Annotated in this window: 13 protein-coding genes; 4 read left to right on the top strand and 9 right to left on the bottom strand. The window is 68.3% G+C overall.

Annotation, left to right across the window (positions count from 1 at the left end; all coding sequences use genetic code 11):
- The first annotated feature begins 276 nt into the window (after nt 1-276).
- Nucleotides 277-480: a hypothetical protein gene (locus AB0H43_RS13785; RefSeq protein ID WP_359999657.1), complete on the top strand. Its 204-nt coding sequence runs from the start codon at nt 277-279 to the stop codon at nt 478-480.
- Nucleotides 481-656: 176 nt separating this feature from the next.
- Here AB0H43_RS13785 and AB0H43_RS13780 read toward each other — a convergent pair whose 3' ends face one another.
- The 5 genes from AB0H43_RS13780 to AB0H43_RS13760 form a co-directional block, all read right to left on the bottom strand.
- On the bottom strand, nt 657-875 hold the full coding sequence (locus AB0H43_RS13780) for a DUF4314 domain-containing protein (RefSeq protein WP_359999656.1): 219 nt from the start codon (nt 873-875) through the stop codon (nt 657-659).
- A gap of 14 nt (nt 876-889) precedes the next feature.
- Nucleotides 890-1,375, bottom strand: coding sequence for a DUF4262 domain-containing protein (locus tag AB0H43_RS13775; RefSeq protein ID WP_359999655.1), 486 nt, complete (start codon nt 1,373-1,375; stop codon nt 890-892).
- Nucleotides 1,372-1,923, bottom strand: a complete 552-nt coding sequence (locus tag AB0H43_RS13770) for a hypothetical protein (RefSeq protein WP_359999654.1) — start codon at nt 1,921-1,923, stop codon at nt 1,372-1,374. The genes AB0H43_RS13775 and AB0H43_RS13770 overlap by 4 nt, the downstream gene beginning before the upstream one ends.
- A 382-nt stretch (nt 1,924-2,305) precedes the next feature.
- Nucleotides 2,306-2,887, bottom strand: coding sequence for a hypothetical protein (locus AB0H43_RS13765; RefSeq protein ID WP_359999653.1), 582 nt, complete (start codon nt 2,885-2,887; stop codon nt 2,306-2,308).
- Between the two features lie 255 nt (nt 2,888-3,142).
- Nucleotides 3,143-3,784: a hypothetical protein gene (locus AB0H43_RS13760; RefSeq protein ID WP_359999652.1), complete on the bottom strand. Its 642-nt coding sequence runs from the start codon at nt 3,782-3,784 to the stop codon at nt 3,143-3,145.
- A gap of 193 nt (nt 3,785-3,977) precedes the next feature.
- Here AB0H43_RS13760 and AB0H43_RS13755 point away from each other — a divergent pair, with 193 nt between their 5' ends.
- The 3 genes from AB0H43_RS13755 to AB0H43_RS13745 all read left to right on the top strand — a co-directional run bounded on the left by AB0H43_RS13755 (nt 3,978) and on the right by AB0H43_RS13745 (nt 6,043).
- Entirely contained in the window at nt 3,978-4,304 is a 327-nt protein-coding gene (locus tag AB0H43_RS13755; protein WP_359999651.1) for a hypothetical protein, read from the top strand.
- Between the two features lie 300 nt (nt 4,305-4,604).
- Nucleotides 4,605-4,916: a hypothetical protein gene (locus tag AB0H43_RS13750; protein ID WP_359999650.1), complete on the top strand. Its 312-nt coding sequence runs from the start codon at nt 4,605-4,607 to the stop codon at nt 4,914-4,916.
- Between the two features lie 608 nt (nt 4,917-5,524).
- Nucleotides 5,525-6,043 carry a hypothetical protein gene (locus AB0H43_RS13745; RefSeq protein WP_359999649.1) on the top strand — a complete coding sequence of 173 codons (519 nt, stop codon included), beginning with the start codon at nt 5,525-5,527 and terminating at the stop codon, nt 6,041-6,043.
- Between the two features lie 96 nt (nt 6,044-6,139).
- On the opposite strand, the gene AB0H43_RS13740 is transcribed toward AB0H43_RS13745, so the two are convergent.
- From AB0H43_RS13740 to AB0H43_RS13725, 4 genes are all read right to left on the bottom strand, one after another.
- The gene (locus AB0H43_RS13740; protein ID WP_359999648.1) at nt 6,140-7,576 is read right to left on the bottom strand and encodes a lamin tail domain-containing protein; all 1,437 of its coding nucleotides are present in this window, start codon (nt 7,574-7,576) and stop codon (nt 6,140-6,142) included.
- A 379-nt stretch (nt 7,577-7,955) separates the two neighbouring features.
- Nucleotides 7,956-8,879: a hypothetical protein gene (locus tag AB0H43_RS13735; RefSeq protein ID WP_359999647.1), complete on the bottom strand. Its 924-nt coding sequence runs from the start codon at nt 8,877-8,879 to the stop codon at nt 7,956-7,958.
- 227 nt (nt 8,880-9,106) lie between these two features.
- On the bottom strand, nt 9,107-10,771 hold the full coding sequence (locus AB0H43_RS13730) for a hypothetical protein (RefSeq protein WP_359999646.1): 1,665 nt from the start codon (nt 10,769-10,771) through the stop codon (nt 9,107-9,109).
- Between the two features lie 29 nt (nt 10,772-10,800).
- Nucleotides 10,801-11,883: a MoxR family ATPase gene (locus AB0H43_RS13725; RefSeq protein WP_359999645.1), complete on the bottom strand. Its 1,083-nt coding sequence runs from the start codon at nt 11,881-11,883 to the stop codon at nt 10,801-10,803.
- Nucleotides 11,884-12,091: the final 208 nt, after the last annotated feature.

The following is a 12,091-nucleotide window of genomic DNA, read 5'->3' as shown; positions in this document are numbered from 1 at the left end:
CGCCTCACCTATCAGGGCATCACGTATGCCACCTGGCGACACGCGCCAGGTTCTATCCGGCCGATGGTAAAATCGGACAGCGGATCGGACATTCCGCTCCAGGAATCAAGCAGGTGACGGCGGAACGGAGCAGGAATGCAGCGGTGCCAGGGATGTGGTGCAGGCGTCGGTGAGCGTCACGACCGTGTCTGCGACGTCGCCCGCTGCCGGGCGACTGGCATCCAGTGGCACAGCTGTGATCACACGACGCCCGCACCCGTCGCGCATGAGCCTACGGTGTGGACTGGCCGATGGCCCGGCGAGGAAGACTGCGAACGCCTCGGCTGGTACACCCACCTGGTTCCGGGTCGCGGCTGGGTCGCCTGCGGACCGGACGAACCTGACGCCGAACCAGATCTGAACCGGCTCTACCTGCAAGCGCAGTGGGAACCGGTCACCGAGCACTGGGTCGCACCCGGAGCCAGTCCATCACGGCCGTGAACCCGCACTCGTGGCCCTGCCGTGTTCGACCCCTCGCCACAGCCGGTGCGCACCTGGCATTCCCGCCTGCGCCCGGGTTCGCACCCGGGCGCAGGCAGCGTCACGGCAACTGCGACGGTCGGGGAAACCGGTGACGTGTGAGCAGTGACGGCCTTCAGCAGATCTGTCGGCTGCTGTCAGAGAAGGTCGAACTGGTCACCCACAGCCAGTCCGAGGGTGGATCCGTTGTCCCATAACGTGTGCACCGTTCCGAGATCGTCGACGGAGATGACGGTGCCGCAAGTACCCTGCGGCACGACCTGATTGTCGTCGATGGGTTCGTCCGCGGTGAAGCGGACCAGACGTACCCGCGTGCCTCGCCGATATCGGGCCTTGCGTTGTGCTACCAGCTCCATCGGGCCACCGTCGGTCATGGCTGTGCCACTCGGCCGATGATCGGCTGCGCGGCGGGATCCATCGTGTATGCCGATTCCCAGGGGAAGCGTCCGCTGGGGTCGGGCCACACGCATTGTTGTAGCCGCACCGCGGCTGGGCCGTACAGGTAGATGGCCGCTGTGGGTCTGAGCAGGCCGTCGGCTGGTCCGTCGACGATGATGGCGTCGAAGTTGCTGATCAGGTCGCTGATGCGCTGCTCATGGTGAAACCGGTTGCCGCCGGTGGCCCGGCGGGCCAGGTCGTTGAGCAGTTTGCCGGCGATAGCCTCTTGTACTCCGGTGATGAGCATTTCTGGCAGGTCGTGCTCGGTTAGTCCGACGGTGTAGGCGAAGGGAACATCGACGGTGACGGCATCCATCGCGGAGAAGATGATCGCCCAACCCGCGGTTTCGATGGTGTGCTGGAGCCACTGTTGCTGGCCTGGTGTCAGCGGGGCGGATTCGGGTCGGTTGTGGCTCATGGGATCACCGGGTTATCGACCAGACGCGGATCGATCCATCCAGCCGTGCCGATGGCCATCCCTTCGGACGGGTCGGTCAGCGGATCGTCCACGACGTGAACGCCGAACAAGCGGGCCACCAGATCGCGCGGGTTGGCGCCCGCAGGGGTGGTCCATTCGTCGGCCCAATGGCCGTCGCTGCCGATGGCGAACACGTCCGGGGCCAGTACATGTGCCCGCAGCAGGATGGAGGTCACCGCGAGGTCGTACGGCCGTCGCTGTGTTTTGACGAACCGCCAGACCCGGCAGTCCGCCGGTGCCTCCGGTGTGCGGTAGGGGGCAGGCAGGTCGAAGCCGTCGAAGCTGAGTCCGGCCGCATCGTCGCCGTTGAGACGGATGCCGCCCGACAGGTCGGCGATCGGGTCTCCGGTGCCCATCGGGCCACGCACCGCGATGCCGAGGTCAGTGACTGCCGTGATGATCGTCTGGGCGTCGCTGACGATGATGGGCCAGGCGGCCGCGTACGCGTCGCTGCCGGGTTGATAGCCGTATGTCTGCACGTATCCCATGGTGAGGTCCTTCCGCTGTGGTGCCGCCGTGCGGGCGGCGCGGTTACGGAGAAGCGCATGTGCAGCGCCGAACCACCCTGAATGGGTGTCGGGAAGCCGAGGCGCGAAGTAGGGGTGGGATCTACCGCCGTCGGTGAGATCAACAATAGCGGGTGATGGGCCCGCGCTGGGGATACCAGCGCGGGCCCACGCGGGGCTGCGGCCCCATATCTAGGTTTCCGGTCGGCGTCCGATGGTTCCTCTGGTCGTCTCTCAGGTGGCGTGAGCGCGACGAGACGGGCGGCATCAGCGATGTAGACCACCCGCTGTCCGCCGCATGGGCCGAGGATCGGGACGCCTGCGTTCCTTAGGTGCCGTCGGAGCGGTCGGTGGTGTGCCGGTGTTAAGCGTCGGCTGACGGTTGATACAAGGCGGTGGTCAGGCGCCGCACCATGGGGGCAAGGTCGTCGGGGAGTGGCCAGGTTGCTGCGGTGTAGTGGTCGGGAAACGGGCCGACGGCGCAGATCGAGGGCTGTTGCCGATGGAGCAGGACCACAATTGCTGCGGGTCCGTCGGCGTCTGCGGCATGAATGATCTCTGCGAGGTCGGCGGGTGTGCTTGCCCATGCTTCGGTCGGCGGGACATGGTCGGGCCGGTGTAGCGGCAGCGCCCGGGTCGCGGCCACGTCGCCCCGGGACAAGGCCACGGTGCCCGCGTGGCTGTTGGCGGCCGTGTCGCCCGTGAACGGCCCGTACGCGGTGATGCCGCCGCTAATGTCGATCGCCGCGAGAATGTGCGGTGCGGTGGCCTGGACGCTGTCCATCAGGCCGACGGTGAACATGTCGCCGCTATCCAGGTCCGTCATCGTCACCATGACCGGTTGCTGGTCGCTGTCGCGCAGCCATTGCGCGACGTCGAAGTGCTCGCCGATGACGGTGAGGAATCGGCGGTAGGCCCGATTGTCGGGGTTGAAGGGTGAGCTCACGTCGTACACCTCTCAGGGGATGGTCCGCCCACCAGGCGGCGGGGGCGGTTGGGCTGGCATCGCATCGACCCGTGATTGGGGCGATCGGTCAAGTCGCGTGGGCGAATGCCCGCAAGGTGGCTGGCCTTTCCCGCGCGATGCGCAGGGTGGCGGGAGCGGCTGCCACGGTGCGATGTCGATTCCGGGGTGCCGTCACTCGCCGCGGCCGCCGGTGTTTGGGCGACGCGCGGGGCGTGGTGTTGTGGGCTGCGGGGGTCAGTCGAAGTCGGCGTCGAGGACTCGGTCGACACGGTGCCCCACGGGCACGGTCTTCAGTACTGGTCCTGTCACCAGTTGGGGGTCGTATGCGGCCAGTTGCTGGCGGACGGCGGCTTCGGCGAGGACCTGGCTGCGGACGCCTCGCAGGCACACCAGGTAAGTGATGGCTTGCGAGACCGACCATTGACCTGGTGCGGTTTCGATCGGCTCCTGGTGGGTGACCGGTGCGGGGCTGTAGGTGATAGGCAGCATGTGCTGGGGCCGGGTCGGCCAGATGTCGGCGATCGCGTGACTGGCGGCCCGCGCGGCGTCGGCGGCGCTGGCCGCCTGCACGGTCACCGGGATCGTCGCGGTGACCTCGTACTGCCAGGAGCGTGGCAGGGGTTGCAGTCCCATGGCGGTCAGGATCTGGTCGGCGTAGTCATATCCCTCGTCGCCGGTGATACCGAGGCCGTTGCCGATGTCGTCGATGACATGTCTGCGCAGCGCCCGTGTCAGCGTGTTCAGCGCCGAGGTGACCTGCGTGAGAGCCATCGGATGGGCCGGGCCGTCGGGCGCCGGCGGCATGATGAGGTCTTCATCAGGTTGATCGAGGCTGGGGGTGTCGAGGTCCCAGACGTCGAGGTCCACAGGAAGCACGTAGCTTTCGCCACCGGCAACGGTCAGTGTGTCGTCACCTGCCAGCGCGTTGCGCACACGCCGGCGTGCGGCGACGGTCGCGTCGTCCGGGCTGCAGGCTTCGAGTCCACCTGCATCGTGACGGTGACGGACACGATGTACTCGTTGTTTCCTCGTCTTCTCGCTCGGGGTTGACCGCGATGACGGTCAGCTCGTGGACGGCGCCTTTGCCGTCGAGCATTCGAGTGAGGGTTGCCGGTATGTCGCGTTGTGCCTGCGACAGAGCCGTGTCGGCGGCTCGGGCCAGGACCTGCCAGTCCAGCCGCAGGAGGGCCTGTACGGGCCAGATCATCGGCAGCCCTGGCAGTCCGGCGCTGGTGAGTGCCTGGTGGGCGTGGCCGGGCAGCCACCAGCCGGCCCGGACAGCGGCGATGGTGGCAGCGCGGGCGCGGTGGGTCAGCAAAGCAAATTGGAGGCGGGCGGCGTGGATGGCGGCAGTGGTTTCGGCTGGGGCCATCGGCAGGTCCAGGGCAGCCGGTGACGGTGCGGGTGGAGTGGGCGGCGTAGTCATCGAAGCGGCCTTTCGTGAGGGTGGCGTGCTGAAGCCGGCCCCGCTGGGCGATGCCCGGCCCGTTCCGGGCGCTCGCCATGCACGGCGGACGGCCTGCCGAGGGTGACTGCCAGGAAGCGTGCGGGCTGCTGGCGGGCAGATCAGGCGCGTTGCCGGCGAGGGGGCGGCGGAGACGTGGGCCAGCACGGCGAAAACAGGTGTCGCGATCTAGGACCGAGGCAACGTCGAGGGCAAGCTGAAACGTCGCGACATGGCCGCCACGACCCTGAAGTGGGTCCCGATCATGCGACGCGGGGCGCGGACATCGCGCTGATCTGCGCCCACGGCGGCGAAAGCGGGAAGCCCAGCTACGGCCCGGAGCTGCCGAACGAGAACCCAGCCGCGCTCATCGCGCAGCAGGTACCGGACATCGACGCGATCCTGTTCGGCCACGCGCACAACGCGGTCGTCCAGCGCTTCGTCACCAACGACATCACCCGCGAGCGGGTGCTGCTCTCCGCGCCGTCGATGTGGGGCCAGCGCCGGGCGCATGCGGGCCCCGATACCCGGTGGCCGACGGCGAGCAGTTCGTTGTCGCGGTGAATAACTGCCGCCGCAGCGGTGGCGGCAACCTCCCCGGCATCGTGACGACCCACGTCTACAACGAGCAAAAGAAGATCCGCCAGCTGCTCACCGACTGAGCGCAGGCCAAGGGCTTGATCAACCCGGCCGACTTCCTCCAGCCGGACTGGCGGTTAGTACCGAAGGCGTACCGGTCTGATGACTGTGAATTTGCGGGGCCGGGCGGTCGATTGCGTGGCCCAGGCCGTGGACGAGCAGATTAGGGTGCGTGCGTGTCCGTCAGACTCGCGCTCGCATCCTCCCGGGCATATCCGTCTGCGCCGTGGCAGCTGGTCGTCTTCGGCTTGCTGTCCATCGGTATCGGCGCGTTCGGCATATGGGCCGTACGGACTGGCGCGGACCGGCGCTTCTACCGAATGAGGTACCTTGCCGTGCTCATCGGTACCGCCTTCCTCATCGTTGGGATCGTCCGAGCGTTCAGGGGCTAGCTCGGCGGCGGCCATCTCCGGGGCGCGTACCCGCGTGCAGCGCCTCGGACTCGTCCGCGATGTCCCCATCATGTCCCAGCTCCTCGCGCAGCCGCCCGATGGCGCACACGCCGTCGGGTTTGCCGGGTAGGGTCGCCGACCATGAGCCCCGACGATGACGCCGCGCTCGCGCGGGTGCTTCAGGGATCGGTCGTAGACCTGCTCACGTGGCTGGACGACTACCCGGCCGATCAGGTCGACCCGGAGGCTGTGGCGTCGATCCGGCAGAGCGTCGAGTGGGTGCTTGCGGGCCTTTCCCCTGAACAGCGAAACCGGCTCGCGTCGGGCGAGCCGGGCCCGGCGGACTTGACGATCGCCGCGAGTCTGTTCGCCGATGTGTTGTGGTGGCTGGACACCTGCGACGAGGCCGACGTTGACCTCGACGTCGCGGTGAAGCTTCAGGAAAGCTGTGCCGGTTACATGGACGAACTGCCGGAGCCTCAGCGTCGGCGACTGATCGGGGTACTCGACGATATGGCCGCGGTGGAAACGCACGACGGCCGCCGGTACGAGCTGCGTATCCTGCCCTACGCCGTCGGCCTCGTCGATTACAAGCCCGAGGTCGAGCGGCCGTCTCCACGTGTATGGATGTCCCCCGAAGCTCGGGTCACCGGCCCGTGAACGGAGCTACTGCTTCTCCCGCCGAGGACAGCACACCGACCCAGGCCGGGCTGCTCGGGCCGGCCTCGACGGGTCGGCCCGAGCGGTGCGTCGGGCTTAGTAGACAGTGCCGTCGGCGCGCTGGCCGGGTGAGGAGGGCAGCGAGCTGATGGTGTTGTGCTTGACCCAGACTCCGGTCGCCGAGCCGTCGGGGCTTCGGTTGATGGACACCCCGTCGGTGTTCGCCTGGCTCGAGGTGTAGCTCATCGACTGGACCGTCGCTCCGGCCGAATCCTGCAGGATCACCTGGTCGCCGCTGTTGGACAGGTTGAGGCCGCCGGTGTTTGCGGCCACGGCCACGATGCCGCTGGGGATTGCGGAGGCCGCGCCGAACACGGTGATCGCCTTGCCTGGCTGCAGTGTCGTGCCGGACGCGAACGTGTGTCGCACCGCAGTTCCGTCGCGGAGGGTCCATCCGGCGATGCTGATCGACGTGCCGCCGATGTTCACGATCTCGATCGCCTCGCCGGCGGTGCTGCTGCCCGGTTCGTTGGCCAGTACTTCGTTGATGATGACGTTGGCGGTTCCGCCGCTGCCGCCGCCGATGACGAAGTTGTAGCGGGCGAACACCGGATAATGGTCGCTGGTGGTCGTCGCGTAGTTCGGGATGTAGGACTGAGGCTGGAAGGCGGTTGCCGAACCGGCTACGTACTTCGCCTGGACCTCGTTGGTGATGAGCTGGTGGTCGATGAAGTCCGGGTAGCCGGCCGTCGACGGGACACCCGCCAGCGACAAGGCACGCGTCGGGAACGTGTAGCGCGCCGGGTCGTTCACGAAGTTGATGTAGGGCGAAGCATTCCCGGATGTGATGGAGGTGTCGACGTCGTCGTTCCAGTCGCCGATGACGAAGACGTTCTGGGTGGGGTAGGTCGTGTCGAGGTAGGACTTGAGGGCCTGCGATGCGGGGTTGCGCAGGTTCCACGCGTCCTGGGTGGATCCGGACTTCGCGTGCAGGACGATGAAGACGAGGTCACGCGTGACACCGTCGAACGTGCCACGCAACGTGAACTCAACCGGTGGGCGGCCGGCGAAGTTGCTGTTCTGGTTCGTCAGGATGACCTTCGCGCTCACCAGGGTGGCTACACTGGAGCGCCAGACGAGGGCGACCTTCTGCTCGGTGTTGCCGAAGTCCGAGTAGTACTGGGCACCGTTCGTCACGATCGGGTCGTTGGCCACGACTCCGGTGTACCCGGGCATGCCGGCCACCAGCGTGTTGAACGCCGAGGTGCTGACCACCTCGGACAGGCCCCACACGTCCATGTCGGCGCCCGCCATGACGGTGCGGACGTTCTGCTGCTGAAGCGCCTCGTCGGTCGGGCCGAAGTCCGGCGAGCCGAACCACTCGACGTTCCAGTTGCCGACGTCGAGCTGCGTCGACGATCCTTGCGATGGAACAGCGGCGGCGGCCGGCGCTGCCGAGATGGTGGCGAGCGCTGCCAGCGTCATGGCGGCGGCCAAGGCCACCCCTGTGAGCGCGCGGAACTTGGATTTCATCGACAAGACACTCCTCCGAGTCGGCGTGACGGATTGACCCACGCCAATTGTGTGAGCGGTCTGAGGGAAGTGTCCAGGCACGACGGTCGACGTAAATCGGGCCTGCCGCGAACGCGCTGTCACAGGTGGGTGAACATTCGGCTTGTCGCCGGGTGCCACCGAGCTGGTGAACGCAGCCACGCTGAGGGATCGTCGTGCCCCTGGCGAATGCGTACGCATATCAAATCGCCGTCGACGAGCCGGAGGATGTCGTCGACGTTGGTGTGGGCCCTGCCGTTGTCGTTGCCCTGCGGCTGCTGAGATTGCTGGGTCGCCGCGAGATCGTGAAGAGGCGGTGGGCGTCTGGCGGATAGCCGATCCCGTCTTGGGGTGGCGTGGTTCACGAGGCGGTCAGTTCGTTGATCGCGGCTGCGATGGCGCGGGTCAGTTCGCCTACAAGGCGGGACTGGCCGTTGACGTTGCCGGCGAGCCAGGTGGAGATTTTGGTCAGTTCCTCGACCACATCGATGCGGCCCCCTCCGATTGTGTCGATGATGTCCTGCACGTCGAGGCCGGCGAGCCGTACCAGGTCGAGCGCTTGTTTGTCGCGTTGGTCTTGTCGGCCTTGGATTCGGGTGATGGCATCGGCGAGGCCGCTGAGGGCCCGCTGCACTTGTTCGGCGTGATCGGGGAATGCAGGCCCGCTCAGGCCGCCCGTCGTGCAAGTGTGGGCACGGCGGGATCCGCTCGATGCCGTGTCGAGGGCTGGGTCGTGGCTGGTGGCTGATTGCGGGGTTGGGGTGTCAGTTCGCAGGTCGGTCCATGCCAGACCCGGTGTGTCGGCCGGATGGGTGGGCATGCCGGTGCGGGCGCACACGACATGGATGGTGGGGAGCCCGTCGTCGTCGATCGCGATGAGGGCCTCGATGCCGCACTGTTCACCGGCGGTGGCGGCGCGCGCGGCGAGCACCATCGCGTCGGTGACGCTCGGTGCGTTCAGGACGTACTCGTCGGGACTGTCGTAATCGTTGTGACGGCGGGCGGTGTGGATGGCGATGGTGTAGGTCTGCCAAGCCGGTGGCTGGACGGCGGGTGGCTGGTCGACGGTGACGGTCCACGGTTCGGGCAGCGGGTCGGTCTTACTGACCAGGGCTCGGTCGTCGGTGAGGATGGCCTGGCTGGTGATCCAGGACGCGGATTGCGGCGGGCAGGCCGGGCAGAGCGCCGCGACGGGGTAGAAGCCGTGGACGCCTATGTGGAGGTTGTGGCCGCAGGTCAGGTTCGCATGGCAGGTCAGGGCGCGGACCGTACGCACGCGGGTCATCGGTCCGCCTCGCGGCTGTGGCTGGCGGAGTCTTGCTGGCGCGGTGTAGGGACCGCTGATGGTGTGCTCATGGTGGGTTGCTCCTTGTCGTGGTGCTGTGCGCGGGACGGCCGGTGGTGACCGGCCGTCCCGCTGGTTTCTGTATGGGGCCGCGAATCGGCCGCCTGATCAAGTCATCGACAGCCCAGCTGGATGGGAGGCCGGTGTCGGCGGGCCTGGGCTGGTGGTCAGCGGTCGCGTAGGGCGTCGACGGCGGCGCTGGTGATCAGGTCGGCGATGGAGGTGGTGTTGTCGGCCAGGACGATGCGCCCACCGTGCAGGGGGCGGCTGTTTTGCGGTCCGATCCACAGCAGGCCGCAGCCTTCGCGGGCGAGCCGGTCGAGGCGGCCTTGGCACAACGCGAGTTCGTGGAGGCCGAGTCCTCCGTCGCTGACGATGACGAGCATGCGGGCGCTGTGCCCGGCCGCCGATAGGCCCAGTTGGTGGTCGAGTGCGTCGATGGCGGTGAGCAGCCCTTCGGTGGCGCCGTCTTGGGGCAGGATCGGCACCCCGGCCAGGGATTGACCGGGGCGGGTGATGGCTCGTGTCTGGTCGCCGAAGATCACCGTTGCGGTGGCCGATCCGGGGAGCCGGCTGGTGGCGTTCGCGAGCAGCCAGGTGGTGACGGCGGCCGGGTCGAGGAAGCGGGCCATGCTGCCGGAGACGTCGACGGCGATGCCGATACGCAGCGGCGGACGCGGGTTGGGTTGGCGGGTTTTGCGCCGCCACGGCTCGCTTGTCGGGGTCTGGCCCATGCGGGCTTGGATCTGGTTGCTCATCGCGGCCCGCACGCGTAGCCGGCCGGGTGGGATCGGTGCGGTGCCGACGGTCACCGTGGGTTCGCGTAGGGCCGCGTCACGCAGGGCGCGGGTCAGTTTCGTGCCGGCGGCGCGTTCAGCCTCGGCCGGTGGCCGGGTCACAAGGGTGGCGGGCGGCCGGCCGAAAAGTTGCTCGGCGGCTCTTTTCGCCGCGGCGCGGATGGCTTGTTCGGTGGCGTTGTGGCCGGCGCGCTGGCGGCGGGCCAGTTCGTTGCGCGCGTCGACCGCGTCGGCGTGCAACTGGGCGGCGATGACCGCGACGATTGCCTCGATCGCTTCCCGGAGGCTGTCGGCGGCGCCTGGTGTCAGCTGGTGGGCGACATGGCCCAGGGCGCGAATCCACTGGTCGCCCCATTCGATCATGGCGTGGTGGTCGTCGTCGCGGGTCCGTAGGGCCCGGCGCCAGATCTTCTGGAGTTTGGTGAGAAGTTTGCCGCCCAGGATGGCGCGGATGGCTCGCCGTGCGTCGGCGGCCGCGTCTGCGGTCAGGATGCCGGCGTCGACGCGGGCGAGCAGCAGGGCGGCGGCGGTGGCGGCGTCGGCCCGGCTGAGCAGGGGCGGGATGTCCAGGAGGAGTTCGGTGGTGGCCGCGGTCAGCCATTGCCGGTCGCGGGGCCGCCGGGCGAGGTGGCGATGTTCGCAGCGGGCTTCCTCGAGCAGCATCGCCGCGTCGACGACTCGGGGGTCGCGGTTGCCGGCGGCGGCTTCGGGCCAGTGGGTGTGGTCGGCGTGTGCGGCTTCGTGGATCAGCAGACCCCAGCCGGTGGCGTAGAGGGGCCGCATCGTCAGGTCGGTGGGATCGACGGCGGTGGGGTCGACGGTGACGTGGTCGGCGTTGACTTCGATGGTGGCGTCGGGGACTGTCATGCACGCCGGTGAGCCTTGGCCGGCGCCGGGGGTGACGATGACGGTCAGGTCCCGGCGAGGGCTCACCCTCCCAACGAGCTTGGTCCAGGTGTCCGACCAGGGTTTCCAGTCGGCGGCGATCGGCGGATGTGTGATCGCCGTGCCCGCAGTTGTGACGTGTGAGGCCAACGAGGGTCTCCTGTCTTGGTGAGGGGGCGCTAGATCTGGTTGCCGATGGACAGCGGCGGCAGCGGCGGTTTGCGGAATGCCTTGGTGAGCGCGGCGATGACCTCGTCGCGGTCTTCGGGTGGCGCGGCGCCGATCAGGTTGGCCACGGCGTGGTCGAGGCCTATCTGGCCGGCGAGGCGGTGGGCGCCGAGCAGTTCTCGCATCTGCGGCGCCCAGCCGGCTTCCCCTGTCTTGGTTTTGCCCGACAGCACGCGGGCTGCGGCGACGAGCCGTTTGTCGACGCCCAGATGTTGCGCCAGGTCGTAGTCGGTCGACACTTCGATCTGCGCGGTGAACCGCGACGCGAGGGCTTCGGTGAGGATTGCCCCGTGTGCGCCTGGGTTGTGGCCGGCCACGACGTAGAACCCGGCGGCGGCTTGGACGGTGCGGGCGCCGTGGGCTTTCACCGTGATCTCGCCGCGGCCGTCCATCGCCGGATACAGCGCGGCGAGCACTTTGGGGCTGATCAGGGTGGCGTCGTCGGCGAGCAGTACCGCGCCGGTGCTCATCGCGACGGTCAGCGGCCCGTCGACCCACCGGTAACCGCCGGCCCCGTCGGGCACGTAGTCCCCGACCAGATCCCCGACGGTGGTGTCCTCGTCACCGGCGAGGGTGATCAGGTCGGGGAACGCTGCCTCCAGCAGTGAGGTCTTGCCGGTGCCGGGCGGCCCGTAGAGCAGCGCCGGGATGCCCGCTGTCCGCAGACGGCGCAGGATTTCGACGTCCGTCCCGCCGGCCAGCCGCCGGGGGTAGTACTGCTGTCCGTTCGGGCGCAGGATCGGCACGGGCTTGCCCGCCGCCGTGGCTGTGGCGGCGGGTGCTGGGAGTGTGGCGGTGCCGGCGGCGAACTGGAACGTGTTGCCGACGTTGACGGCGTGCCCGAGCTCGACCAGCCGCTTGGCGGCCAGGGGCACCGCGCCGCTGGTGCGCTGGATCCCGGCGCAGATCTCGGCGATCGTGAAGGCTTTGTCGGGATGGCGGGCGAGCAGCGCCAGGATGTCGTTGCGCAGCTCGTTCGGGCCTAGCTTGACTGTGCCGGAACGGTTGAGCTTCGGTGGGGTTGGCGTCGTCATCGCCTCGCCCCATCGTGTGGGTGGTGTGGTCGGTGTCGCACAGCGTTCCCTCCCAAAGGGTTGGGGAAGGGGTCGCGCCGGGGCCGTTGCCCTGGCGCGACCCCTTGGGTGGGTGGAACTGGGGGTCGCTGCCTGGGGCCGGAGCCGGGCAGCTGTGCGGCGCTCGCACGGTGCGCTCACACGTGCGGCAGACACTTTGATGTCTGGT

The sequence above is a fragment of the Hamadaea sp. NPDC050747 genome (genome assembly GCF_040654195.1).
Taxonomy (GTDB): domain Bacteria; phylum Actinomycetota; class Actinomycetes; order Mycobacteriales; family Micromonosporaceae; genus Hamadaea.
The sequence above is the reverse complement of the archived record's forward strand: the minus strand, read 5'-3'. Positions and strand labels throughout refer to the sequence as shown.

What these genes read in the sequence shown, in the direction of transcription:
- AB0H43_RS13770 (WP_359999654.1), bottom strand. Translation starts at nt 1,923, where the DNA reads ATGGGATACGTGCAGACATACGGCTATCAACCCGGCAGCGACGCGTAC.
- AB0H43_RS13735 (WP_359999647.1), bottom strand. Translation starts at nt 8,879, where the DNA reads ATGACCCGCGTGCGTACGGTCCGCGCCCTGACCTGCCATGCGAACCTG.
- AB0H43_RS13725 (WP_359999645.1), bottom strand. Translation starts at nt 11,883, where the DNA reads ATGACGACGCCAACCCCACCGAAGCTCAACCGTTCCGGCACAGTCAAG.
- AB0H43_RS13780 (WP_359999656.1), bottom strand. Translation starts at nt 875, where the DNA reads ATGGAGCTGGTAGCACAACGCAAGGCCCGATATCGGCGAGGCACGCGG.
- AB0H43_RS13775 (WP_359999655.1), bottom strand. Translation starts at nt 1,375, where the DNA reads ATGAGCCACAACCGACCCGAATCCGCCCCGCTGACACCAGGCCAGCAA.
- AB0H43_RS13745 (WP_359999649.1), top strand. Translation starts at nt 5,525, where the DNA reads ATGAGCCCCGACGATGACGCCGCGCTCGCGCGGGTGCTTCAGGGATCG.
- AB0H43_RS13740 (WP_359999648.1), bottom strand. Translation starts at nt 7,576, where the DNA reads ATGAAATCCAAGTTCCGCGCGCTCACAGGGGTGGCCTTGGCCGCCGCC.